The organism is Hydrogenophaga sp., from assembly GCF_011390835.1.
GTDB lineage: Bacteria > Pseudomonadota > Gammaproteobacteria > Burkholderiales > Burkholderiaceae_C > Hydrogenophaga.
The window spans coordinates 1-23,384 of record NZ_JAABRQ010000036.1 but is presented as its reverse complement, the minus strand read 5'-3'; the positions used below and the strand labels follow the sequence as shown (position 1 = coordinate 23,384).

At 65.0% G+C, this 23,384-nt stretch carries 24 protein-coding genes and 1 pseudogene; 7 read left to right on the top strand and 18 right to left on the bottom strand.

All coding sequences use genetic code 11. The annotated features are described in order from the left end of the window. Positions 1–122 precede the first annotated feature (122 nt). From GPT34_RS16280 to GPT34_RS16270, 3 genes are all read right to left on the bottom strand, one after another. Positions 123–761 (bottom strand): hypothetical protein, encoded by a 639-nt coding sequence (locus tag GPT34_RS16280; protein ID WP_291014700.1) that lies wholly within the window; start codon positions 759–761, stop codon positions 123–125. Positions 762–824: 63 nt separating this feature from the next. After that, positions 825–1,511 carry an HNH endonuclease gene (locus tag GPT34_RS16275; protein ID WP_291014697.1) on the bottom strand — a complete coding sequence of 229 codons (687 nt, stop codon included), beginning with the start codon at positions 1,509–1,511 and terminating at the stop codon, positions 825–827. Positions 1,512–1,876: 365 nt separating this feature from the next. Next, positions 1,877–3,532 carry a BCCT family transporter gene (locus GPT34_RS16270; RefSeq protein WP_291014695.1) on the bottom strand — a complete coding sequence of 552 codons (1,656 nt, stop codon included), beginning with the start codon at positions 3,530–3,532 and terminating at the stop codon, positions 1,877–1,879. 333 nt (positions 3,533–3,865) lie between these two features. Here GPT34_RS16270 and GPT34_RS16265 point away from each other — a divergent pair, with 333 nt between their 5' ends. Together GPT34_RS16265 and GPT34_RS16260 are read left to right on the top strand one after the other, a co-directional pair. Next, positions 3,866–4,342 (top strand): hypothetical protein, encoded by a 477-nt coding sequence (locus tag GPT34_RS16265; protein WP_291014693.1) that lies wholly within the window; start codon positions 3,866–3,868, stop codon positions 4,340–4,342. A gap of 37 nt (positions 4,343–4,379) precedes the next feature. Then, positions 4,380–4,691, top strand: a complete 312-nt coding sequence (locus GPT34_RS16260) for a single-stranded DNA-binding protein (protein ID WP_291014691.1) — start codon at positions 4,380–4,382, stop codon at positions 4,689–4,691. 12 nt (positions 4,692–4,703) lie between these two features. Here GPT34_RS16260 and GPT34_RS16255 read toward each other — a convergent pair whose 3' ends face one another. Further along, complete coding sequence (locus GPT34_RS16255; protein WP_291014689.1) at positions 4,704–5,300, bottom strand: TetR/AcrR family transcriptional regulator; 597 nt, start codon at positions 5,298–5,300, stop codon at positions 4,704–4,706. A 177-nt stretch (positions 5,301–5,477) separates the two neighbouring features. Here GPT34_RS16255 and GPT34_RS16250 point away from each other — a divergent pair, with 177 nt between their 5' ends. Together GPT34_RS16250 and GPT34_RS16245 are read left to right on the top strand one after the other, a co-directional pair. Further along, a complete protein-coding gene (locus tag GPT34_RS16250; RefSeq protein ID WP_291014687.1) occupies positions 5,478–5,888 on the top strand; it encodes an abscisic acid-deficient protein Aba4 family protein in 411 nt (136 codons plus the stop codon). Positions 5,889–5,891: 3 nt separating this feature from the next. After that, entirely contained in the window at positions 5,892–6,728 is an 837-nt protein-coding gene (locus tag GPT34_RS16245) for a hypothetical protein (RefSeq protein WP_291014685.1), read from the top strand. Here the strand turns inward: GPT34_RS16245 and GPT34_RS16240 are convergent. The 5 genes from GPT34_RS16240 to GPT34_RS16220 form a co-directional block, all read right to left on the bottom strand. Beyond that, positions 6,718–6,957, bottom strand: coding sequence for an alpha/beta hydrolase (locus tag GPT34_RS16240; RefSeq protein WP_291014683.1), 240 nt, complete (start codon positions 6,955–6,957; stop codon positions 6,718–6,720). The two genes, GPT34_RS16245 and GPT34_RS16240, sit on opposite strands and share 11 nt — an antisense overlap. A gap of 124 nt (positions 6,958–7,081) precedes the next feature. After that, entirely contained in the window at positions 7,082–7,765 is a 684-nt protein-coding gene (locus tag GPT34_RS16235; protein WP_291014681.1) for a type 1 glutamine amidotransferase domain-containing protein, read from the bottom strand. A 187-nt stretch (positions 7,766–7,952) separates the two neighbouring features. Next, complete coding sequence (locus tag GPT34_RS16230) at positions 7,953–8,840, bottom strand: alpha/beta fold hydrolase (RefSeq protein ID WP_291014679.1); 888 nt, start codon at positions 8,838–8,840, stop codon at positions 7,953–7,955. Positions 8,841–8,975: 135 nt separating this feature from the next. Further along, positions 8,976–9,812 (bottom strand): alpha/beta fold hydrolase, encoded by an 837-nt coding sequence (locus GPT34_RS16225; RefSeq protein WP_291014677.1) that lies wholly within the window; start codon positions 9,810–9,812, stop codon positions 8,976–8,978. Positions 9,813–9,845: 33 nt separating this feature from the next. Then, the gene (locus GPT34_RS16220) at positions 9,846–11,480 is read right to left on the bottom strand and encodes a wax ester/triacylglycerol synthase family O-acyltransferase (RefSeq protein ID WP_291014676.1); all 1,635 of its coding nucleotides are present in this window, start codon (positions 11,478–11,480) and stop codon (positions 9,846–9,848) included. Between the two features lie 189 nt (positions 11,481–11,669). Here GPT34_RS16220 and GPT34_RS16215 point away from each other — a divergent pair, with 189 nt between their 5' ends. Beyond that, complete coding sequence (locus tag GPT34_RS16215; protein ID WP_291014674.1) at positions 11,670–12,758, top strand: PA0069 family radical SAM protein; 1,089 nt, start codon at positions 11,670–11,672, stop codon at positions 12,756–12,758. A 64-nt stretch (positions 12,759–12,822) separates the two neighbouring features. On the opposite strand, the gene GPT34_RS16210 is transcribed toward GPT34_RS16215, so the two are convergent. The 4 genes and pseudogenes from GPT34_RS16210 to GPT34_RS16195 all read right to left on the bottom strand — a co-directional run bounded on the left by GPT34_RS16210 (position 12,823) and on the right by GPT34_RS16195 (position 15,718). Next, positions 12,823–14,214, bottom strand: a complete 1,392-nt coding sequence (locus GPT34_RS16210; RefSeq protein ID WP_291014672.1) for a YhjD/YihY/BrkB family envelope integrity protein — start codon at positions 14,212–14,214, stop codon at positions 12,823–12,825. Positions 14,215–14,292: 78 nt separating this feature from the next. After that, positions 14,293–14,475: an oxidoreductase-like domain-containing protein gene (locus GPT34_RS16205; RefSeq protein WP_291014703.1), complete on the bottom strand. Its 183-nt coding sequence runs from the start codon at positions 14,473–14,475 to the stop codon at positions 14,293–14,295. 48 nt (positions 14,476–14,523) lie between these two features. Beyond that, positions 14,524–14,775, bottom strand: a pseudogene (locus tag GPT34_RS16200) (DUF1653 domain-containing protein); the annotation flags it as partial. Between the two features lie 37 nt (positions 14,776–14,812). After that, complete coding sequence (locus tag GPT34_RS16195; protein ID WP_291014670.1) at positions 14,813–15,718, bottom strand: universal stress protein; 906 nt, start codon at positions 15,716–15,718, stop codon at positions 14,813–14,815. 450 nt (positions 15,719–16,168) lie between these two features. Here GPT34_RS16195 and GPT34_RS16190 point away from each other — a divergent pair, with 450 nt between their 5' ends. Next, complete coding sequence (locus tag GPT34_RS16190; protein ID WP_291014668.1) at positions 16,169–16,657, top strand: Cache 3/Cache 2 fusion domain-containing protein; 489 nt, start codon at positions 16,169–16,171, stop codon at positions 16,655–16,657. Between the two features lie 13 nt (positions 16,658–16,670). After that, on the top strand, positions 16,671–18,251 hold the full coding sequence (locus GPT34_RS16185) for a methyl-accepting chemotaxis protein (protein ID WP_291014666.1): 1,581 nt from the start codon (positions 16,671–16,673) through the stop codon (positions 18,249–18,251). Between the two features lie 18 nt (positions 18,252–18,269). Here the strand turns inward: GPT34_RS16185 and GPT34_RS16180 are convergent, their stop codons facing one another. The 5 genes from GPT34_RS16180 to thiC form a co-directional block, all read right to left on the bottom strand. Next, positions 18,270–19,856, bottom strand: coding sequence for a PfkB family carbohydrate kinase (locus GPT34_RS16180; RefSeq protein ID WP_291014664.1), 1,587 nt, complete (start codon positions 19,854–19,856; stop codon positions 18,270–18,272). Between the two features lie 14 nt (positions 19,857–19,870). Further along, positions 19,871–20,668 (bottom strand): thiazole synthase, encoded by a 798-nt coding sequence (locus GPT34_RS16175; protein ID WP_291014661.1) that lies wholly within the window; start codon positions 20,666–20,668, stop codon positions 19,871–19,873. Between the two features lie 2 nt (positions 20,669–20,670). Continuing rightward, complete coding sequence (gene thiS / locus GPT34_RS16170; RefSeq protein WP_291014659.1) at positions 20,671–20,868, bottom strand: sulfur carrier protein ThiS; 198 nt, start codon at positions 20,866–20,868, stop codon at positions 20,671–20,673. A gap of 4 nt (positions 20,869–20,872) precedes the next feature. Next, on the bottom strand, positions 20,873–22,105 hold the full coding sequence (locus tag GPT34_RS16165; RefSeq protein ID WP_291014656.1) for an FAD-dependent oxidoreductase: 1,233 nt from the start codon (positions 22,103–22,105) through the stop codon (positions 20,873–20,875). A gap of 4 nt (positions 22,106–22,109) precedes the next feature. After that, positions 22,110–23,384, bottom strand: a 1,275-nt coding sequence (thiC, locus tag GPT34_RS16160; RefSeq protein WP_291014653.1) for a phosphomethylpyrimidine synthase ThiC, incomplete at its 5' end; no start/stop codon positions are given.

The following is a 23,384-nucleotide window of genomic DNA, read 5'->3' as shown; positions in this document are numbered from 1 at the left end:
GCACCTCGCTCAAAACGGGTGCCATGATTTTATTTTTGAACAGGCATGCCGTGAAGCGTTTTCACACAGCCTCGGCCAGGAGCGGTCTTTGCTCAGCTGGTGAAGCGGTCGCCCGAGCTGGGTTAAACGCCTGTTGGCAGGAGCGCTGCGATGGCATTTGCTTCCTCTTCCAGTTGTTTCTGAAACTTCCCATAGTTAGAGAAATGCAGGTGCAAATAAACAGTTCGTGTCGGCTCGGTGTAGAGGATACGAAGTGGCCCTGACACACCCGCATCCTTCGGTAACCATGGGAATGACTTGCTTGCTCGCATGAGGCGAGCAACTCCCGCTGACAGGAAGACATGCTTTGGATTTCCTTGAAGGATGGCTTCATTGAGCCGGCGAAGGTGAAGTGGATCGAGATCCTGCGGCGTGAGTTTGCTTCGACCGACGGTTGGTACGTGAAGCAGCTCCGCAAACGAAACGAGATGTGCGTGAGTTGGCGTGAACCCAATGCGTGCGAATGTTCGGTGATAGCGACGCCCATCGCCTCGATACTCTGGCAAAAGAAATGGGTGATGAACGCCGTGACAGTGCCAGAACGCTACGCCGTCTTGGTGGTACTCCAGGACGTGCTGGAAAGACGAAGAGCGCTCAAGATCAGGCGCATAGTTTGCGTCTAGGCCGATGAACAGGAAAGTTGCCTTCAACGGCTCCACCCCCTGGTATGGCTTGTGCGCGAATTGAGCATTCAGCTCACGGCTTGGGTGCGCTTCGTACATGAAAAAATGCGGCTAAAGCTCAGCATCAGCGGACTGCACTACGCGCCGCTGCTGATGCTGCTGTTAGGCCTCAAACGCGTCACCCTTCCCAAGATTGCACCTGGAGCACTTGGTTGCCAAGTTTTCCGGCACAGTCTCACCACCCTTGGACCAAGGAACGATGTGGTCCACGTGGAGTTCTGTGCCGCGGTTCTCCAGCGGGCTTGCTCCGCACGCGCCGCATCTGAACCCGTCTCTGACCAAAATACGAAATCGCATCCGCTCACTGATTTCGCGTTTGGTCTTGCGCGCTTTCGGCCACGTTTTTTTCGCGCTCTCCGTTTCGATTTGAGGTTCATCTGGCTCTGCTCTTTCGTCAGAGCTGACCCAGTCCACGAACTGTACGAGAGCCTGCGACCAACCGCCAAACCGTTTCTCGTACGTACCAGCCGAGAACTGCGACAGTGGAGTCTTGATTTCGCCGTAGCTCGGTTGCCTTCCGAGTGAGATCCACACTGCCCGGAGGTTTTGGAAGAGCTCCTCGTCGGAGATTCCAATGCGAGATCGGCTGGGCTTGAGGTCGGCATTTTCGAGCGCCATGAACCACGAGCGAAAACGCCGTTGAATAGTGGTTGCGTGGCCGATTCCATGCTCGGTGTACTCCGAGATCGTTACCGTATCTCGACCGAGCTTGCGGGCGACACGCCGAAGATCCTCGAGCAACTCCTCGTCTGTCAGGCCGCGCGCCGTCTTTCGTAGTTCGAAATTCATGGATGCCCCGAGATGCCTCCTCCTGAGGCCTAATGCCGACAGCGTGCGCAGCTTTGTAGGGATGGCGAAGTCGCAAAGGAAAAAATCCGACAAACCTGACCATGCCCGAAACACTTACCGAAATAGCGCGTCAAGCCAGCAGATCGCTCTGTCAGTCTACTCTGGCGCTCACGTTTGTCTCCACAGGTCCTGCCGAGCACTGCAGCCGGAATGGCGGCTTTGGGGCCCACTGCCGCGTGACCGCATCGGGTCGAGATCAGTCTCCCAACGCCTTCCCGTTCACTTCCAAAACCAAAGCTCGCTGACACGAAAAAAGCCCCGGACAAGCGGCCGGGGCTCTGGGTCTTGGGACCGTTGCGGACAGCTTAAATGTCGGGTGCGCGCCATGGTTTGGTGGTGGTGGTCGCCACGCCGTGTTTCTCGCGCAAGCCGTCGTGGATGATGCCCTTGATCAGCGACACACACATCAGCACCATCACCAGGCTGAACGGCAGGGCGCCGATGACCATGGCGGTCTTGATGGCGCCCAGGCCACCGGCCACGATGAGCCCGCCTACCACGAGGGCCAGGGCCGCGCCCCAGAACAGGATGTGCGGGCGTGCCTTGGGGCCTTCGTCGCCGGCGGCGTTGATGGTGTTGATGATCAGCACCGCGCTGTCGGCCGAGGTCACTAGGTAGGTCAGCAGCAACACGACCACCACCACCGACATGGCCCAGGCCACATCCGGGCTCAGCATCACGCCCAGCATGGCGAACAGCTGCGACTCCTGGCCCGCGCCGGTGATGGCGCCGGCCGCCTTGCCCGAGAGCTCCAGGTCGATCGCGGTGCCGCCGACCAGGGCAAACCACACGAAGCACATGATGGCCGGGACGATCAACGCACCCAGCACGTATTCGCGCACCGTGCGCCCACGCGAGATGCGGGCCAGGAACAGGCCCACAAAGGGCGCGAACGCAATCCACCAGGCCCAGTAAAAAATGGTCCAGCCGCCTTGCCAGCCAGCCAGCGCGTCACCGACCGGTGTGCCGTCTTTGGCCCACACGGTGAACATGTTGCCTGGGATCGAGATCACATAGTCCCACATACCCACAAACAAGGCCTGCAAGCCGAACAGCGTGGAGCCGAAGATCACGAAGAAGGCCAGCACAAAGAAGCTCAGGCCCATGTTGATGTTCGAGAGCCACTTGATGCCCTTGCCCACGCCCGAGAGCGCCGACAGTGTGGAAGCACCCATGATCACCAGCAGGGCGGCGATGATGCCGGCCGTGGAAGACGAGCGCGAGCCATCGGCTGCGGTGGTGAAAAGCCATTCGCCAAAGCCGATGCGAGACAGGCCCGAGACGAACTGCTCCACGCCAAAGCCCAGGGTCTGCGAAACGCCCAGCACGGTGGCCACCACGGCCACCACGTCCACCACATGGCCCAGTGGACCGGACATCCACTTGCCAAAGATGGGCGTGAGCCCGGAGCGGATCGTCAGGGGCAAGCCCCGACGGTACGAGCAGTATCCCAGCGACAGGCCGACGATGGCGTAGGCTGCCCAGGCCGCGAAGCCCCAGTGGGTGAACGACCAGATGTAGGCGTCTCGCACGTTGCCCAGGGTGCTGGGTTCGGTGAGCGCCTGGATCGTGGCTGGGTTCTTGGCAAAGTGGTACATCGGCTCGGCGGTGGCGAAGGTCAGCATGCCAATGCCGATGCCAGCGCCAAACATCATCGAAAACCACGAAAAGCTAGAGAACTCGGGCTTGTCGTCCTTCAGCCCCAGTTTCAGGCGGCCTGAAGCCGGCCAGATCGCCAGCGCCAGGCAGGTGATGACGAAGAAGGCCATGGCATAGATGTACCAAAAGCCGAACGACGCCAGGATGGTGTCGTTGATGCCGCTCAGGAAGCTGCTAGACCGTTTCGGGAAGATCATGGCCCAGAGAATGAGCGCGGCGATCAGCAGCTTGGCCGTGATCGCTATTTCTTTGGCGAAGCCGCCGTAGAAACCGCTGCCAGAGGTTTTGATGGGCAAATCCATCAGGGGAGGTTTGAGAGCCAAATTTGCGCTCCTCTTGACGGCATTGGGTGAGCCCGGCCGCCTTTGTGATGGAAAACGAGGCGCTGCCAGAACGGGATACACGCCAAAAGCGAAGGGCCGGCGCAGAACGCCAAAACCCTCGGCCCAGTATAGGTCGATCAGTTTTTGTGTCTACCCGGTAGTTGGATCCGAGGCCGTGCAGTTCAAGTGGCAACTGCCTGTTTCTCGGTCCAGCAATGGTTTTGCGAGCCGCGGGCGATACACCGCTCGCATCGCGCACGGTCTGTTCCGGTGGGCAAGTGCCGCACTCGCTCACCCGCGTACCATTCCCTCATGACCCAAGACACCCAAGACCCTATTCACGAAGACCGCGTCTGGAGCGACGAGCATTGGACGGCACGCGTAATCAAGAACGAAGACGACGATGGCTGGGCGGTGGCCATGTTTCTCGACGGTCAGTCTGAGCCAGCGCTGGTCGGCCCTTGGACCATGGGGCGCGACAAGAAGAACCCCAAGCCCTTGGATGTCAATGCGTTCAACACGCTGGTGAAGACGGCCAAAGAGGTGATCCGCCGCTCCGAGCAGCAGCGCCATGCCGAGCTGAACAAAAACCTGAACGTGGCGGTGGGCGGGCGGCGCGTGCGTGTAGCGCTGGCCATCGTGCCCGATGAAGAAGGCGCCACCGCGACGCTGCGCGCCGAGGACGAGCTGGGTGAGACGCTGGCTGTGGTGGCGGTACCCCCCACCTTCAAGCTCACTGTGGCCAGCGCCGAGGCTTGGGTGCTGGCCGATTTTGAAAAGCCGCGCTGATGCCCAACACTTGCCCACCCGGCACCAAAGGATTCACATGATCGACGGACTGGTGGCTGGCCGCCTGATGGGAGATGCCTCGCGTCGCGTCGACAAAACCGGCCGTACCTACATCGTGGCCCGCTTGCTGGCGCGCAACAAGGCCGACGAAGAATTCATCGTCAACGTGATCGCGTTTGACGATGCGCCGGGCGCCGCCCTGCTGGCACTGGCCGATGGCGATGCGCTCACCCTGGCGGGCGCGCTCACGCCCAAGGTGTGGACCGACAAACAAGGCATGCATCGCCCCAGCCTGGACCTGATCGCTTCGCGGGTGATGTCGGCCCACGACGTGAGTCGGCCGTCCTGAGCTCGACCGGCTTCAGTCCCGGTAGCTGAAGGCCGGCATCACGTCGACGATGTCCAGCGCCGGTGGCGACTGTCCGTCGGGCCCGGTGGCAAACATGCCAGCAATCGAGAGCTGGGCAAATCCGTGCACCAGTGACCACAGCATGGTCTCGGCGCGCAGGGCAGCGTGGGGCTTGTCGGCTTTGTCCCAGTCCAGACCGGCGGCGATTTCGCGCAGCACGCCGTAGCTTTCTGCCGCAGCGGTCTGCAGTTCGCCATCTTCGAAGTCGCACAGCTGGCTGGAAAACATCAGTGAGAACAGGTGGGGATGCGCCTGCGCGAATCGCACGTAGCCTCGCATAGCTGCGGCCAGCCGGGTTTTTCGGCCGGCTCGAGGCGGCAGGCCAGCCCGCATGAACGCCACGTGGCGCCGGAAGCCTTCGGCCGCCATGGCGGTGAGCAGACCGCGCAATTGGCCAAAATGGTTCTTGGGCGCGGCGTGGCTGACGCCCGATCGCGCTGCAATGGCTCGCAGCGACAGACCAGCCAGGCCTTCTTCTTCCAGCAGCGCCAAGCCGTGGGTGATGAGCGCATTGCGCAGGTCGCCGTGGTGGTAATTGCGGTCGGTCATGGGGGAACGGTGGAAAGCTCGGAAACATTATTTCCACTGTCAATATTTTACTTGCATCCGGTTGTCGAACCGAATATATTGACACTGTCAATTTGTGGAACTGGGTGGTCGACTGCTGTCGGCAGGCTGCTCGAAACCAAGGAGCTTGCAATGGACTGGACCTCGCTTTTCTCGTTCATGAACACACTGGCCATGGTCGGCTGGCTGGTGCTCATGCTGGCCCCCCGTGGCTGGACTGCGCTGGGCCTAGTGCCCAGGCTGGTGGTGCCGGGCGCGATCGCGCTGATCTACACCGCGCTCATGGGGGCGCATTTTGCCGATGCCGGAGGCGGCTTTGGATCGATCGCCGAGGTGCGGATGCTGTTCACCTCCGACCCGGTGCTCGTGGCAGGCTGGGGGCACTACCTGGCCTTCGACCTGTTGATCGGCGTGCTGCTGGCCGAGCGCTTGGATCGCGTCGGCGTGACCCGTTTGCTGCAAATTCCGGTGCTCCTGGCCACCCTCATGTTCGGTCCAGCAGGCTGGTTGCTGGGGCTCATCACCGAGGCGGCGGCGCGTGTCTGCACCCGCCCGGCAGCGGAGGCCTGAGCCATGTTTAGCACGATCTGGCCATCGCCTGCTGCAACCTTGCTGCCCACCTCGCGCGCTTCGTCGGTGGACGGCGCCCAGACCCTGTGGGCACTCACCGGCTTCTCGCTGGCGTTGCTGCTGGGATTTGCGGCTGCATCCACGTTGGACCCTCGAACGCTGGACGGCGCCAACGTCTGGCTCAAACCCGCGAAGTTCGCGCTGTCGTTTGGGGTGCTGTTTGCCACGCTGGCTCTGGTGGTCGAACGGCTGACGCTCAGCGTGCGACAGGGCTGGCCGATGCGGATCACGCTGGCGGCGATGGTGGTGGCCACCTGGACCGAGATGGCCTACATCGGCGGTCGTGCCGGCTCCGGGCTGGCTTCGCATTTTGCGGTCGGTACGCCGCTGGAAGCGACGCTTTACGGATTGATGGGTCTGGGCGCGGTCACGCTGGTGGCGGGCATTGGTGTGATCGGCTGGCTCGCCGGGCGAGACACGGCCGCAGACCTGGGTCCGGGCTTGCGCCTCGGCGTACGGTGGGGTTTCTTGTTATCGGCGGTGCTGACGCTGGGGACCGCTGGCTATTTGTCAAGCAACAACGGGCATTTCGTCGGTGTGCCGTCGGTGGAAGCAGCGACGCTGCCGTTGCTGGGCTGGTCGGGCGAAGTGGGCGACCTTCGCCCGGCGCACTTTCTGGCGTTGCATGCGATGCAGGTGCTGCCACTGCTGGGATGGTGGCTGGATCGCGACGGCAGGGCAAGCCTGCGGGTGCTCTGGATCGCGGGCACCCTGTACGCCACACTCACCGTGGCGGTGTTTGCGCAGGCGCTGATGGGCTTGCCGCTGGTCAGGCTTTAACGCTCGGCGCGCGCGATGCGAGTTCGACAATGCCTTGAGCAAACCGCGGCAGCAGCGCCTCGGGCAAGTCATGCCCCATGCCGGGAATGAAGTCGGTTTGTGCGCCGCTGATCTTCTTGACGAGCTGTTCGCCGCAGGCCACGGGCACCAGCGGGTCGGCTTCGCCGTGCACGATGCGCGTGGGGGCAGTGATGCGCGAGAGCAGCGGCGTGCGGTCACCATCGGCCACCACCGCGAGCAGCTGGCGAGCTCACGCCCAAGGTTTGGACCGACAAGCAGGGCGAGGTCAGACCCAGCCTGGACCTGATCGCCGCCCGGGTGATGTCGGTGCAGGGTGCCCGCGCGCAGCCCGCTCAGGCCGATTTGAGTTGCTTCAGAACGGCGTGGGCGGCCGCTTCGGAGGATGCAGGGTTTTGTCCCGTGATGAGCTTGCCGTCGGTCACCACATGTGATGCCCAGTCCGCGCCCTTGCTGTAGTGACCGCCGTTCTGGGTCAGCATGTCTTCGACCAGGAACGGCACCACGTCGGTGAGTTGAGCGGCGGCCTCTTCGGTGTTGGTGAAGCCCGTCACCTTTTTGCCCTTGACCAGCGGCGAACCATCGGCTGCCTTCACATGGCGCAGGACGCCTGGTGCGTGGCACACGGCCGAGACGGTCTTGCCGGCGGCGGCCATGGATTCGATCAGTGCAATGGACTGCTTGTCTTCGGCCAGGTCCCACAGCGGACCGTGACCGCCGGGGTAGAACACCGCGTCAAAATCTCCGCTCTTCATTTCACCCAGCTTGTGGGTGCTGGCCAATGTCGCCAGTGCTGCGGTGTCGGACTTGAAACGGCGCGTGGCGTCGGTCTGTGCGCCATCTTCGTCGCTTTTGGGATCCAGTGGTGGCTGCCCGCCCTTGGGCGAGGCCAGCATGATCTCGGCGCCAGCATCCTTGAACACATAGTAGGGGGCTGCGAACTCTTCGAGCCAGAAACCGGTCTTTTTGCCGGTGTCGCCCAGTTGGTCGTGCGAAGTGAGAACCATCAAAACCTTCATGTCGGTGTCCTTGTTTGGGGGGAATCGCAGGGTGGATTCCCGACATTCCATGTTTGCACAGCTCGCCGCTGGCGAGCGTAGGACAAGGCCCCGTTTGTACGCTGCGGAGCGCTCGCTGCACAGATCAATCAGCAGCAGTCGGAGTGGGCATGTTTGCCACAACGCGGTGCCTCAAGCGAATGCTTGCTCAGGTCCTCGCCCGCGCAGCGTTGTCGGCAATGCCTTGCGCGAACCGATCGAGCAGCGCCTCGGGCAGGTCGTGGCCCATGCTGGGGATGAAGTCGGTTTGTGCGCCGCTGATCTTGTTGGCGAGCTGCTCGCCGCATGCCACTGGCACCAGCGGGTCGGCAACGCCATGCACGATGCGCGTGGGCGAGGTGATGCGCGAGAGCAGTGGCGTTCGATCGCCGTCGGCCACCACCGCGAGCAGCTGCCGCGCGGAGCCGGCCGGGTGCCAGGCGCGTTGCACTGACGCCAGTGCGCGCGCACGCATGGCCTCTGCGCTCATGGGGTAGCCCGGGCTGCCGATCACGCGCAGCACATGCAAGATCCAGTCGACCGCCGCATCAGTGCCCGGCTTCATGGGGCGCGACATCAACGTCTTGCGCACCGACCAGGACGGCTGTGGCAGCGAGCGCGCGCCGCTGGTGGTCATCATCAGGGTGAGGCTGGCCACCCGCTGGGGGGCTTCTGCCGCGAGGTGCTGCGCAATCATGCCGCCCATGGAGGCGCCGCACACATGGGCCTGAGCGATGCCCAGCGCGTCGAGTACACCCAGCGCATCGCGCCCCATGTCGGCCAGAGCGTAGGGCGATTTCACCGGCAGGTGCAGCGCATAGCGCAGACCCGCCAGCGCCATGTTGGGCACGCCGGCGTGGTCAAACCCCTGGCTCAGGCCAATGTCCCGGTTGTCGAAGCGCACCACGCGAAACCCGCGGTCGATCAGCAGCTGCACCAGCGCCTGCGGCCAGGCAATGAGCTGCATGCCGAGGCCCATGATGAGCATGACCACAGGACCGTCTCGGGGACCCTGGTCGTCGACCTCAATTTGAATGCCGTTGGCGTTGACTTTCATTTTGCAGCGCTGAGCGCGACCTGGGATAGGTGGAGAAAGCGGGCCAGCCGCTGGGCTGCCCAAAGAGACGAGGCCTATGGCCGTGGCGGGCCCTGCAAGGGGTGACCCGCGCAGCGGCGAGGTGCAGGAGTCGAATCAGTACCACTGCGTCACCACCTCGGGCTGGTGCGCCACCTTGAAAAACCATCGGCGCGCACCCTGCGCGTCAAAGCGCTTCCAGCGCGCCGGGTCCTGGCGCAACCGGTCGGCGATGGCGTACATGGCCAATGGGTTCATGCCCATGCCGATGTGGCTGGCGTGCACTTCGATGTTTTCGGTGTGGGCGTGTTGCGGCGGGTTGATGCTGCACTGCCAGGCCACGATGCCGTCGGTCTTGCTGTAGATCGACGTGGTGGGCACGGGTGGCGGCTTGCGCACCTCGGCCAGCAGTTCTTCGTCGTGTTCGTGCGTGCCGCTGACCATCTTGTAGAAGCGCCAGGCGTTGGTGGCCGTGGGGTGGCCGGTGAAAGGCGTGCCGAGCGTGATCACGCAGCGCACCAGATCGGGCATTTCCTTGGCCATCTCGCGCGCGTAGATGCCGCCTAGGCTCCAGCCGATCAGGCTGATGGGCTGGCCGTGTTGCTTGTGCAGTTCGCGGATGCGTTCGCGGCAGCCTTCGAGCACGCCGTCGCGCGGGCCGAGGTTGGTCCCTTGCTTCCAGCCGTGTGCCTGGTAGCCGTGTTGCTTCAGAAAGCGACGCAGGGCCACGGTACTGACGTCGGCCGCGCCCAGGCCTGGAAACACGAGCACCGTGTGACCATCGCCCGAGGGCATCCTGGAGAGCCAGGGCGAGACCGCGGCGAGTGCTATCGCCTCCCACGGTGCGCGGGCTTCCAGCATCATCAGCCACAGGCCAGGCGGCACGGTGTGCAGACCAGTGTCTTCGTCGGCTGGGGTCTTCGGTGTGGGCTTGCGTCGGGCGGGAGAACTCATGCGTGCACAGAGGGAAAGAACCATGAAACCATGCTAACGACTGCGGGTGGCGCGCGTTGGTGTGCTTTCCCTAGCCGGTGGTCGCTTGCGTGACACGCTGCGCACGGGTGTGACGGCCTTCGCAGCCCTTTTGGCGGCGGCGGGGGCCGATCGGCGAACTGCCGTCTTGGCGCTCGCGCGTGGGCGCTTGGCGGGCACGACCGATTGAGCGCTGGCGGTATCGGTCGCCGCAGGGGGTGCCAGGGTGCGCAATTCGTCCAGCGCCGTGTCCACCGCCAGCGCCAGCGCCTTCACGTCGGGCAGCGCGGCGCCGTCGGCCATGAGACCGAAGTCCATGCCGGCGTCAAAGCTCTGCACCGTGATGTTGAGCGCCAGCCCATGCACGACGATGCTGGTGGGGCAGTTGGTGAGCACGCGCGCACCAGCGAGGTACAGCGGCACCTGCGGCCCCGGCACGTTGGAGATCACCAGATTGGCCACCTGCGGAATGCGGTCGGCCACTTTGGCCTTGCCGTACAGCGAGACGACGGCCTCCATCAGCCAGGGCACACCGATCGAAGGAAAGTCGGTCGGCAGGATGCTCTTCATGCGGCCCATGGTGGACTTCATCGCCCTGCTGGCGTTGCGGATGTGGGCCAGGCGCTTGGCCGGGTCGGCCAGGTGCGTGCCCAAACTGATCAGGCTCATCGAGGCCTGGTTGTCGGCCCGGGTATCGCCAGCCTCACGCAGCGAGATCGGCACCGCGGCCACCAGGCTTTTTCGCGGCAGCTGGTCGTGTTGCAGCAGGTAGCTGCGCAGGGCGCTGGCGCACAGCATGAGCACCATGTCGTTGAGCGTGGCCTGGTGGGTGCGGGCCAGTGCCTTGAGCTCGGGCAGCGGCACACTGGTGGACGCGAATGCGCGCGCCGCGCTCACGGTGGCGTTCATCGGCGTGGCGGGCGCCAGCGTGACATTGCCCGACCCTTTGCCCAGCAGCGCCTTGCTGTGGATCGCGTTCTTGGCCGTGCCGGCCACGGTGCTCAAGGTGCTGGGCAGATCGCTCACGATCTTGGCCACCTGGGCGAGCTCGGTGGTGAGGGCGCCTCGCAGCATCTCCACCATGCCAAGCTTGAAGGTCTTGACCCGGTGGGAGGGCCGTACCTCGATGGTGCGCGGCTCGGGCGTGACGTCGAACAACACATTGGCCAGTGCGACCGCGGCCTGTCCATCGACCGCGGCGTGGTGCAGCTGCGAGTACATGCCCACCTGCTTGAGCCCACGGTCGCTGCGCGGCAGGCCTTCGATCACATGCATCAGCCACAGCGGCCGGCTGCGGTCGAGCAGCTGCGGATGCAGCTTCGAGACCTGGGATTCCATCAGTGTGCGGGCATCGGCGCCGGCTGTTTGGGCCCGCGACAGCTTGTGCTCGACGATGTGCAGCGAAAGATCGGGATCGGCGTCGACCCAGGCCGGGTTCGCCAGGTTCAGCGGCATCCACCACAGGCGGCGCCGCAGCACCGGGGCCACCGGCAGGCGGGTGGCGAAGTGGCGCCGAAGATCGTCCACATACCGACCCTTGTAGCCAGCTGGCAGTTCCAGCAAATGCATGGCACCGACATGCATGGGCATCTCGGGCTTTTCGAGGTAGAGGAAGGTGGCGTCCAGGCCGGAGAGCTGTTTCATCGTCATGCAGGGGTCTCCTCGGGTGATCTGGTGGGTGCGTCTGCTCGGGATCGGGTGTGTGGGATCCATTGTGGGCGAGGGTGTCCGCGCTGCGTGCGCCGCACATGACCCGATGGCTCAGGGTATGCCCCGGGTCAGCGCATTTCCCGCATCGGATTGCTGGCGCTTTGTGCTGTACTTATATACAGTATCGCTATGCCTGATCTTCACATTCCTTTGCAGGCCATCAAGGGCCGCGGCGTGGGGCATCGGGTGGCGCACCGCTTCGAGCGCGACGCGCGCATCGCGTTTGACGACGGCTGGGCAGGTGACGAGCCTCACGCCGGTGACCAACCACCCGCGCCACCGACCCAGGTGAGCTTCGAAGACGCGCGCAGCGTCATCACCCGCAACGATTCACCCGACATCGGTTTCAACCTCGGCTTGAACCCCTACCGGGGCTGTGAGCATGGTTGCGTGTATTGCTACGCCCGACCCAGCCACAGCTACCTCAACCTCTCACCAGGCCTCGACTTCGAGACGCGGCTGATTGCCAAACGCAACATCGCCGCTGTGTTGCGTGATGAGCTTGCGCACGCCCGTTACATGCCCGAGCTGATCGCGGTGGGCACGGTGACCGATGCCTACCAGCCGGTGGAACGCGAGCTGCGCCTGACCCGCGCCGCGCTGCAGGTGCTCAGCGACGCGCAACACCCACTGGCCATCGTCACCAAGGGCAGCGGCGTGGAGCGCGACATCGACCTGCTCGCGCCCATGGGCGCGAAAAACCTCGCCGCCGTTTACGTCACCGTCACCACGCTGGACGCGAAGCTCGCGCGGATCCTGGAGCCCCGCGCAGCCGCACCCCATCGGCGCCTGCGCACCATCCGCACACTGGCCGAGGCGGGTGTGCCGGTGGGCGTCAGCGTGTCGCCGCAGATCCCGTTCATCAACGACGACATGGAGCAAGTGCTGGAGGCGGCGCGCGAAGCCGGCGCGCAGCGCGCCTTTTACCAGGTGCTGCGCCTGCCCTGGGAGCTCGCGCCCCTCTTTCGCGACTGGCTGGTGGTGCACTACCCGGACCGCGCCGAGCGGGTGATTGCGCGGGTGCAGGACCTGCGCGGCGGCAAAGACTACGACGCGGACTTCGCCACCCGCATGAAGGGCCAGGGCATCTGGGCTGACCTGTTGCGTCAGCGTTTCGTCAAAGCCTGCGACCGGCTGGGTCTGCAGCGCGAGCGCATGCCGCTCGACACCACGGCGTTTCGACCCAGTGCGTTGAAGGGCCAGGGTGATCTGTTCTAAGGCAACGCCGCAGATCTCCTGAGACCGGAATGCCCGCGCCGCGAGGGACTCGCTCAGCGTTGCCCTAAGGCCGATCGGCTGGTGCCATGGGTGCAGCAGGCGCGGGCGATGGCGCTTCATCCGTCGCTGCCCGTTCCTGCTCGGCGAGCTCCCGCAGGCTGGTCTCGCCCAGGGTGGCATCAACCGCTGCCTGCATCTTCGTCAGGGCCTGATCCACCGCGCTGGATGTGGGCAGGGCGTCGGGCGCGAAGAACCGCGCTTCGCCATGGCTGCGCACCGCGCCCAGCACCTGACTCAGACTGATCGCGGTCGGGTCGCGCGCCAGCAGGTAGAGAGGCGGGTCATCGCCGCTGCGGGTGAGCAGCTGCCGGCTTTCGAGGGCCTCCAGCACGCGCTCCAGCACGTGCATGGGCACGCCCAGCAGCCGGGTGAAGTCGGGCAGCGAAGCGGCAGACTCACCGCTGATGAAGCGCTGGGTCACCAGGCTCATCACCGACAGGGCCAGCCGCTCGCGCACCCGGTTGCTCAGCCGTGGCTCGCCCGCACCCAGGTACAGGTATTCCGGGTGCTGCACGTAAAAGGCCACACTGGCACCAAACAGCAGCACCAGCCAGCTCACATACAGCCAGATCATGAACAGGATCAGGATCGCGAAGCCGGAATAGATCGCGGCGTACTGGCCCGACGACGCCACAAAGACCGCGAACAGCCAGCCAGCTGTCTGCCACACGATGCCGCCAGCGGTACCACCCACCAGCGCCGGCCAGAAGCGCACCTGCGTGTTGGGGATGAACAGGTAAACAAAGGTGAAGGCCGCGATCACCAGCAGGTAGGGCACCAAGCGGCTGATGGTCTGCAACACATCGCCCAGCGCCTGCACCGCCATCAGCTCGCGCACCGCGTCGATGTTCATCATGGTGCCGGTCAGCCCCAGCGCGGAAAACACCAGGATCGGGCCCACCATGAGCACGCTGAGGTAACGGCTGAACCGCTCGCCCAGGCTTCGGGGGCGCGAGAGGTGCCACACGTAGTTGAGCGATTCCTCAATCTTCTGCATCAGCGAGATCGCGGTGTAGAGCAGCAAGGTCAGGCCCAGCGCACCCAGCACGCCCACGTTCATGTTTTCAATGAAGACCGCGATGCGGTTGGCCACCTCGACGCCTTTGTCGCCCAGCGGCGTGAGCAGCCTGAGCAGCAGGGGCTCGATCTGGCTGTAGACGCCAAACGCCTTGAGCACCGAAAAACTCAGCGCCAGCAGCGGCACGATGGACAGCAGCGTGGTGTAGACCAGACTCATGGCGCGCAAGGTCAGCTGGCCGAAGGCCAGATCGCGCGCTAGGATCAGCACGGTGCGCACCCAGCGCAGTCCAAGCGCCTGCCAGCGCGAACGAGTGGTGTCGGGCGTGCCCCAGATCAGCGTCTCGAGACGGCTCAGCCAGTCGGTCTTGGGTTCCACGGGGTCGGAACTGGGAATGCGGTTCGCATGATCGGATCATGGTAGCAGTGCCACCTGAAGGCGATGCCCTGCGCGCGATCAGGGCTTCAGCAGCTTCAGGACGTCTGCCCGCCAGTGGTCCATGGCCGCATAGAACCCCTCCCAGACACAGCCGTTGCAGCCGCGCTCGCAGCAGGTGGTGGGCTCGGGCGGCGGCGGGCGAAGGGCGGTGTCGAGGTCCATGCCGCGCTGCTTCGCGAGATATTGCAGGTGGTGGATCAGCGCGCGTGCGGTGGGCAGGTCGGTCAGTGGCACCTGAGCTGGCTCGTGGCGGGTGAAGCGCGGCTGGTGCTGGCCTTCGAAACTGGCCGACTCGTTGAACATGGTCGCTGGGCGCACCCAGAGACCCAAAGCCCCATACAGCGCGCGGTACAGCGTCATGCCTTGCAGGGTTTCGCTGCAGCGCACGGTGTCGATCACGGTGTACCAGCCACCTTTGTAGTGGCGGTACAGGCCGTGAGGCGTGGCATGCAGCGGGGGCAGGTCGCCGTCGCCGGGGCTTGTGGTGCTTGGGTTGCTCATCGGACCGGCATTGTGCGGCACGCCGGGCGCCGCTCGCTCAATCTCGGTGTGTGGAGACCAGCACGTCGCAGTCCGCTTCGGTAAGCACATGGCGGGTCACGCTGCCCAGCAGCAGTTCATCGGCCGCCTGGCGCCCGTGCTTGCCGATCACGATCAGGTCGCAATCGCGCTCGGTGGCCGTGGTGAGGATGTGCAGCGGTGCATCGCCCTCGGTGAGGCACAGGGTGAAGTCGTTGGGCTGCAGGCTGTGCCGATCCACCAGTGCATACAGGTGATCGCGCGCGTCGCGCCGGGCGTGTTCCCGGTAATGGCCCAGGGTGTCGTCGTTCACACCAGCGAAGCGCAGCTTTTCTTCAAAGGGAATCGAGAAGCTGTGCATGAGCACCAGGTGCGCGCCGGGCGCCACGGCTTGCGCCAGGGTGATGGCGCTTTCCGACCAGGTGGAAAAATCCAGCGGCAGCAAAACCCGACGGTAAGGCGTCGCTGGCTCGGTGCGCACCAGCAGCAGAGGCTGGCGGGCATTTCCGAGCAGGCGTTCGGCGGTGGTGCCGATGAGCAGGTGGTGGAGCGGGTTGTCGCCGCGCGCGCCCACCACCAGCAGATCGGCAGGCCAGCCCTGAACCATCTCGGTGGCGGTCTGCACCGGCGGGCCATCGATCACCAGCGATTCGACCGGCACCTGATGGGACTGCCCCAGCTCGCGGGCCTGGGTCTCCAGACTGCGCTGGGCCTGCTGGTGCAGCCTGTCTTGCCAGGGCGCGTCGGGCCCCAGCCAGGTGCGCAGCTCGTCCAGCATGCTGGTGCTCAGCACATGGAGCAGCCGCAGCTCACCCCGAGTGGTGCGCGCGAGGTCCGCCGCTCGGCGCGTCGCCATGCTGGCGACCGCAGAGAAGTCGCTGGCAACCAGGATGTGCTTCAAACGGTAAGGCGGAGCGTGTGGCACGGAGTAGTCTCCATGAGTCCATGGAAGGGTGCCCGATCATTCTAGGCTCGGTGCGTCGGCGCAGTGACGGTGTGATGCGATGGCTGCCGCTGTGCATCCGGGAGTGCCTGGCGCCCAGGCCAGAAACAAGCCACAAAGCCATCGCGAGACAAGGCCAGGCCCGTGCATGGATGGCATTCGCCACCAGGCGCATGACCACCCGTTCACACGAGCGCAGGAAATGGCTGTTCTTTTCCCTCTTGATTGCGTGCTTGTCGCCACGCCACCGGGCCACACTGAGTGCATGTCCGGTGCTTGTTGCGCTGTTCATGGCCCAACGGGACAAGCCGTTTCGCTCGTCGCGCGGGGATTGCTTGATGGATCGGCATCAAGTTTTTCACCGCTGCTACCGATAGGAGGTTACGTCCCGGTTGGGGGGCCGCCTCTCAATCCTCTTTCATTGGAGTCCACATGTTTCACAAACGACTTTTGATCCTCGCCACCCTGGCTGCGGCCTTCGCACAGGCCCATGCCGCTGACCCCAGGGCCACCATTGCCGACCTGGATGCCAGGCTGGCCAAGATCGGTGCGCCTCGCCTCGAAGGCACCGACATGGTTGGTGGCAAAGAAGTGCCCGCCATTTTCTTCGGCGCGCGCAAGATCAACAACAACACCGATGTGGTCGACGGCATCCGCAAAGATCACCAGGCCACGGCCACGGTGTTCGTAAAGGCTGGCGACGAATTCGTTCGGGTCAGTACCAACGTCTTGACCCCTGAAGGCAAGCGCGGAACGGGTACCCAGCTGGCACGTAATGCCGCCTACGATGCGCTGTCCAAAGGGAACCAGTTTTGCGGCCCAATCGATGTTTTGGGTACGGCTTTCGACGCTTGTTACAACCCCATCAAGGATGGTGCGGGCAAGATCATCGGCGTGAGCTACATCGGTCACAAGAAGTAATCCGGAGGTCGAGATGAAACCCACCCGCCTGGGCCAATGGCTCGCTCGGTTGCCGATCGGGCGCCAGCTGTTCAGTGCTTTCACTGCCATTCTGTTGCTGACTGCTCTGTTGGGTGGCGCCGCGCTGTTCGGTCTGAAGACCGTCGAGCAGGAGGCTGCAAATTTGTCAGCTAAGTGGTTGAAGGGTGTGGGTGATCTCGCCATCGCGCGCGCCTACATGGTGGAGACTCGCGAGTACGAGGTGAAGCACAGCCGAACCGACGACAGCAGCTACCACTCCGAGTACGAAGAGAAAATGCAAAAGGCATTGGCCAATACCGATGCCCTGCTTGAAGGCTACCAGGCGCGCCTGGTGGGTGACGAAGAGAAGGCGATGTTTGCCGGGCTGACCAAGTCCCTGGTCGAGTACCGGACCTGGCAGGGGCGCGTGATCAAGATGGGGCTGGAGAAACAGCAGCAGGATGCAGCCGACGTGGCCGACGGTGCCTCCAGCATGGCGTATGAGGAGGTGGTTGGCTCCCTGAGGAATCTGATCACCTTCAACTACGAGGGAGGTGCACTGGCTGAGACGAAGGTCAAGGCAGTCTCCGCACAGGCGCGCTGGGTGGTTCTGGGACTTCTTGGTCTTTCGCTCGTGGTGGGTGTGCTTTTCTCCGTGCTGATCACGCGGCAGCTGCTGCGCCAACTGGGTGGCGAACCGAGCACCGCGGTCATGGTGGCCCGTGCGGTGGCCGAGGGCAATCTGAGCACACCGATTGTGCTCAGGCCCCAGGACACGGGCAGCCTGCTGGCCTGGCTCGACAACATGCAGAAGGCCTTGTCCCGTGCGGTCAGCGATGTTCGCACCAGCTCAGACTACGTAGCGCATGCGAGCCGAGAAATCGCCAGTGGTAACCAGGACCTGTCGGGTCGAACCGAACAGCAGGCCAGCGAGCTGCAGCAGACCGCTGCGACCATGGAGCAGCTCGGTACCACGGTACGCCTCAACGCGGACAACGCCCAACAAGCCAGCCAGCTCGCGCAGGGCGCCTCGGCGGTTGCGGTGCAAGGAGGCGATGTGGTGGGCCGCGTGGTTGAGACGATGAAAGGCATCAACGAGAGCAGCCGCAAAATTGGCGACATCATCAGCGTAATCGACGCCATTGCCTTTCAGACCAACATTCTCGCGCTCAATGCCGCGGTAGAGGCGGCACGGGCCGGTGAGCAAGGCCGGGGGTTTGCAGTGGTGGCCGGCGAGGTGCGCAATCTCGCGCAGCGCAGCGCGGAGGCCGCCAAGGAAATTAAGTCGCTGATTGGTGCCAGCGTGCGCCGCGTGGAAGAAGGGTCTACTCTGGTGGATCAGGCAGGGACCACGATGCAGGAGGTCGTGGCCTCGATCCGGCGAGTCAGCGACATCGTTGGTGAAATCAGTGCTGCGAGTTCTGAGCAGAGTTCAGGCGTCGCTCAGGTGGGGTCTGCCATCACGCGCATGGACCAGGGAACGCAGCAGAACGCGGCATTGGTGGAAGAAAGCGCCGCGGCAGCAGACAGCCTACAGCAGCAGGCCGAGCAACTTGTGAAGGCGGTTGCCGTATTCAAGGTTGCTCGTATCTGAGCGTTTTCAGCTGCCCTCTCAACCCGGCAGGCTGGGGTGAGGCATTTCAGGTACGTGGTGGGTTCCGCGTTGTTCCTCGCCAGCAGCCCAGGCAGCTAGCCAGGTGCTGATGCAGGCGGCAGGGTCGTCGCCCAGGCCACGCACCACGCAGCCGCCGAGAGCGCCGGCGGCTGCCACCGCCTGCAATTGACCGGAGCTCAGGACGCCGCCAATGCCGACCACCGGGGCGGGCGCCATGTGGGCCCACCAAGCGAGGTTGTCCAGGCCTTGCGGTTGCCATGGCATGTCCTTGGTGGTGGTTGGCCACACCGGGCCGCAGGCGATCAGGTCGGGCTGCAGCGCAGCGGCGCGGCACAGCTCCCACAGGCTGTGGGAACTCAGGCCAAGCTTCACGCCTGCGTCGCGTGCGGTCTGCAGTTGCTCATGTTCGGCGGGCGTGAGATCCAGTAGGTCTTGCTGACCCAGGTGCAAGGCACGCGCGCCAGCGGCGAGCGCAAGCTGCCAGTGGTCGTTGACCACCAGCGTCGCACCTGCCCTATCAGCGGCACGTTGGCTGCGCTTGACGTGCTGAGTCAGTTGATCGGCCCAGGCGGCGTCGGTCAGCCCGGCGGTGCGTTTCATGCGCAGCTGAATCGTGCCTACCGTAGGGCTGACACCCAGCACCGCTTCGACCCGCTGCGCACTGTCGACGATGGCATAGACACCGATGCTCCCGCCAGGAACGTCCCCGCGGTCGCGCGAGGCACAGCGTTCAAGCGGCTGGCTGCCGATCGAGAGCTGCGGCAACAACGAAGGCTCAAGCGCGAAGCCCGCACGGGCGATGACCGGCCCCACGCCCCGGCCTACGGCGCGCGCATGACGCAGTGCCAAGGTGGCTGCCATCTTGGCCAGCACGGCCGCGTCGGCCGCCACCCAACCCAGCGCCAGCGCAGCGGCCAGCGCCGAGGCGAAGGTGCAGCCGGTGCCGTGGTTGTTCGGTATGTCCTCGCGAGGCAGGCTCAACCAGCCTTGCGCATGCAGGGTGTCCAGCCAGTCAAGCGAGAGACTGTCGTGACGACTGATCGCGACGGCGTCGCCCCCGGTGATCACCACCGCCTCGCAGCCAAGTGCGCGAAGAGCGGCCGACTGCGCCGGGATGTCGGTGGGGCTGTTGTCCCCCAGCAAGGCCACGGCCTCACCCTGGTTGGGTGTGATCACCGTAGCGCGCGGCAACAGCAGATCGCGGTAAGCGGCGCGCAGCTCGGCGTTGGCCAGGGCAGCGCCCGTGCTGGCGGCCAGCACCGGGTCGACCACCAGCGCCAGCGGCCCTCGCTCGCGCTGTTGGTCGATGAAGCGCGCCAGCACGCGCACGTTGTCCGCGCTGCCCAGCAGCCCGGTCTTGATCACGCGCGGCGGCATGTCAGCCAGCAGGGTGTCGAGCTGCGCTTGCAAGACATGGGGTGGCGTGGCCTCGATATGCCTCACCTCGGTGGTGCTTTGCGCGGTGATGCCCGCGACCACGGTGCAACAGTGCACGCCGAGGGCATCGGCTGCGCGCTGATCGGCCGCCAGGCCTGCGCCGCCACCGCTGTCCGTCCCGGCGACGCTCCAGATGATGGGGGTCATGGGTTTTCCTTTCTTCATCCGATGAGGAATGGATGCCCCGAAACCGGCGTGCTCGCCACCGCCATGTCTTGCGGCGCCATCACGCCAGCTTCAAACGCGCCGCGACCCGCCTCGATCGCCTGCCCAAACGCGCGCGCCATGCGCACCGGATCCACCGCCTGCGACACAGCCGAGTTCAGCAGCACACCGTCCATCCCCAGCTCCATGGCCTGCGCCGCGTGGCTGGGTGCGCCGATGCCGGCGTCCACGATCAGCGGCACGCCGGGCAGGCGAGCGCGCAGCGTGCGAAGTGCAAAGGGGTTGATGAGACCCTGCCCCGAACCAATCGGCGCGCCCCAGGGCATGAGCACCTCGCAGCCCGTGTCGAGCAGGCGCTGGCAGGTCACGAGATCGTCGGTGCAGTACGGAAAGACCGCAAAGCCGTCGCGCACCAGCTGTGCCGCCGCCTCCACCGTGCCCCAGGGGTCGGGTTGCAGCGTGTGTTCATCACCCACCACCTCCAGCTTGATCCAGTGGGTGTCGTACAGCTCGCGCGCCATGTGCGCCAGCGTGATCGCTTCGCGCGCCGTGCGACAGCCAGCGGTATTGGGCAACAGGCGCGCGCCACGCTCGCGCACCGCAGCCTGGATGATGGCAATGAAGCCGTTGTCGCCCGCCGCCGCGAGCGTGCGCTTAAGGCCGACCGTGACCACCTGCGCGCCGCTGGCGGCGATGCTTTGTGCCAGCACCTGCGGCGACGGGTAGCCGGCCGTGCCGAGCAGGAAGCGGCTGCTGAGTTCGGTGCCGTACAGCATCCAGGTAGATGGGGTCATATTCAGCCTCCTGCGATGGCTTGAAAGGTCAGCACGGTGTCGCCGGGCCGCAGTGGAGTGGCTTCGCGCTGTTCGCGCGCAACAAAAGTGCCGTTGACGGCTGTGGCCACTTGGGTGGCCTCCATCTGCTGCGATTCGAGCAGCGCGGCCAGCGTCAGGCCGTCTGGACAGGGCAGCGTGAGGTCGTTGAAGTGCAGCATGGTTTCAAGGCGCCGCGCAGCGGCTCAGCGAATCATCAGAGGACGCGGTCGGCGCGAGGGCTGCATCCAGGGCAGCCGCGGAACGGGCTTGGCCCGGCCGCAGGCTGCTTCCCCCCTCCGCAACGGGAGGGGGGAAGCCGCGCAGCGGCGCGGGGGGGAGTCCCAATTCCTCCAGCGCGTCCTGCACCAGCGCCGGCGCCAGTAGCCAGCCGTGGCGAAACAGGCCGTTGATGCGTAGCAGGCCGGGTTCGGTGTGCGTGGCGGGTTCGTTGTCGGGCAGGGCGGGGCGCAGGTTGCTTTCCATGTGCACGATGCGTGCCTCGGCCAGTTCGGGCAGCACGCTGTGCGCCGCGCTCATGAGCTCGACCGCGCTGCGCAGGCTCACTGGCGAACGGTCTTCGCTTTCGATCTCGGTGGCGCCCACTACCAACAGATCGCCCGGGCGCGGCACGATGTAGACGCGGTGCCGCGGATGCAGCAGGCGCACCGGCCGCTGCAGGCGCACTCCGGGCGCGTGCAGCCAGATCACCTCGCCGCGCACGCCGCGCACCGTTGCGTCTGGCTTGGCACCGCATCCGCGAACATCGATCACCAGGTCAAAGTTCATCGGGGCTTCACCCGCGACCTGCAGCAGGCCCGGCGCCACGCGCTGCACGCGTTCGCCCCAGCACCACCAAACGCCAGGGGCGTGCGCGGCCAGTGCGGCCAGCATCTCGCGCGGCATCAGCTGCGCCTCGCCAGGCAGCAGCCAGGCGTGAAGACCGGGCGCCAAGCTCGGCTCCAGCGCGGCCAGGGCCGCGCGGTCCAGCGGCTCGGGTGCCGGCATCTCGCCAGCGAGTGCGCGCGCATGCGCCAGCCTTGCCAGCACGCGCTGGGCCGCACCCCGGTCGCTGCCGTGCGCCAGCAGCAGGCTGCCGTGCTGGACAAACAGCGGCTGGCTCTCGCCCTCGGCGTCAAGCGCATCGGCCACTTCGCGCCACAGCGCCAGCGAGCGCCAGCCGAGGTGGGCCACCTCAGGACTGGCGCTGTCCAGCTCGGCCAGCGGGCTGAGCATGCCGGCGGCAGTGAATCCCGCCGCGTGCGCTGGCGCGGGTGAGGTCAGCGCGCCAGGGGCGGGTGGCAATGGCCCTGGCGCCGGGTCGAACACCGTGACGGTATGACCCATCCGGGCCAGCCGCCAGGCCAGCAGCCGTCCCAGCACACCGGCACCGGCGACGCCGATTTTCAAGCCGGCCATGGGCTCAGACCTTGGGTTTGATCGAATCGACCGGCACGTAAAACTCACCGCCCACCGCTTTGAACTCTTCGCTCTTCTGCGCCATGCCTTGCTTGAGCGCTTCGATCTCGCTCACGCCCTTGGCGGCCGCGTAGTCGCGCACATCCTGCGTGATCTTCATCGAGCAGAACTTCGGCCCACACATGGAGCAGAAGTGCGCTTCCTTGGACGAGTCCTTGGGCAGGGTTTTGTCATGGTAGTCGCGCGCCGTGTCCGGGTCCAGGCCGAGGTTGAACTGGTCGATCCAGCGAAATTCGAAGCGCGCCTTGCTCATGGCGTCGTCGCGGGCGCGAGAGCCCGGGTGGCCCTTGGCGTTGTCGGCAGCGTGGGCGGCGATCTTGTAGGCCATGATGCCCTGCTTCACGTCGTCGCGATCGGGCAGGCCCAGGTGTTCTTTGGGCGTCACGTAGCAGAGCATGGACGTTCCCATCCAGCCGATCATGGCCGCGCCGATGGCGCTGGCGATGTGGTCGTAGCCGGGTGCGATGTCGATGGTGAGCGGGCCCAGGGTGTAGAACGGCGCTTCGTGGCAGTGCTTGAGCTGCTCGTCCATGTTGGCCTGGATCATGTGCATGGGCACATGGCCGGGCCCCTCGATCATGGTCTGCACATCGTGTTTCCACGCGATCTGCGTGAGCTCGCCCAGCGTGGCGAGCTCGGCGAACTGCGCTTCGTCGTTGGCATCGGCCGCGCAGCCCGGTCGCAGGCCGTCGCCGAGCGAGAAGCTCACATCGTAGGCCTTCATGATTTCGCAGATCTCTTCGAAATGCGTGTGCAGGAAATTTTCCTTGTGGTGGGTGATGCACCACTTGGCCAGAATGCTGCCGCCACGCGAGACGATGCCGGTGCGGCGCTGCGCGGTGAGGTGGATGTAGGCCAGGCGCACGCCGGCGTGGATGGTGAAGTAGTCCACGCCTTGCTCAGCCTGCTCGATCAATGTGTCGCGGTAGATCGCCCAGGTGAGGTCTTCGGCCACGCCGCCCACTTTTTCCAGCGCCTGGTAGATCGGCACCGTGCCGATGGGCACCGGGCTGTTGCGAACGATCCAGTCGCGCGTGGTGTGGATGTTGCGGCCGGTGGAGAGGTCCATCACGTTGTCGGCGCCCCAGCGCGTGGCCCACACCAGCTTGTCCACCTCTTCTTCAATGCTGGAGGTGACGGCGGAGTTGCCAATGTTGGCGTTGATCTTCACGCCGAAGTTGCGCCCGATGGCCATGGGCTCCACCTCGGGGTGGTTGAT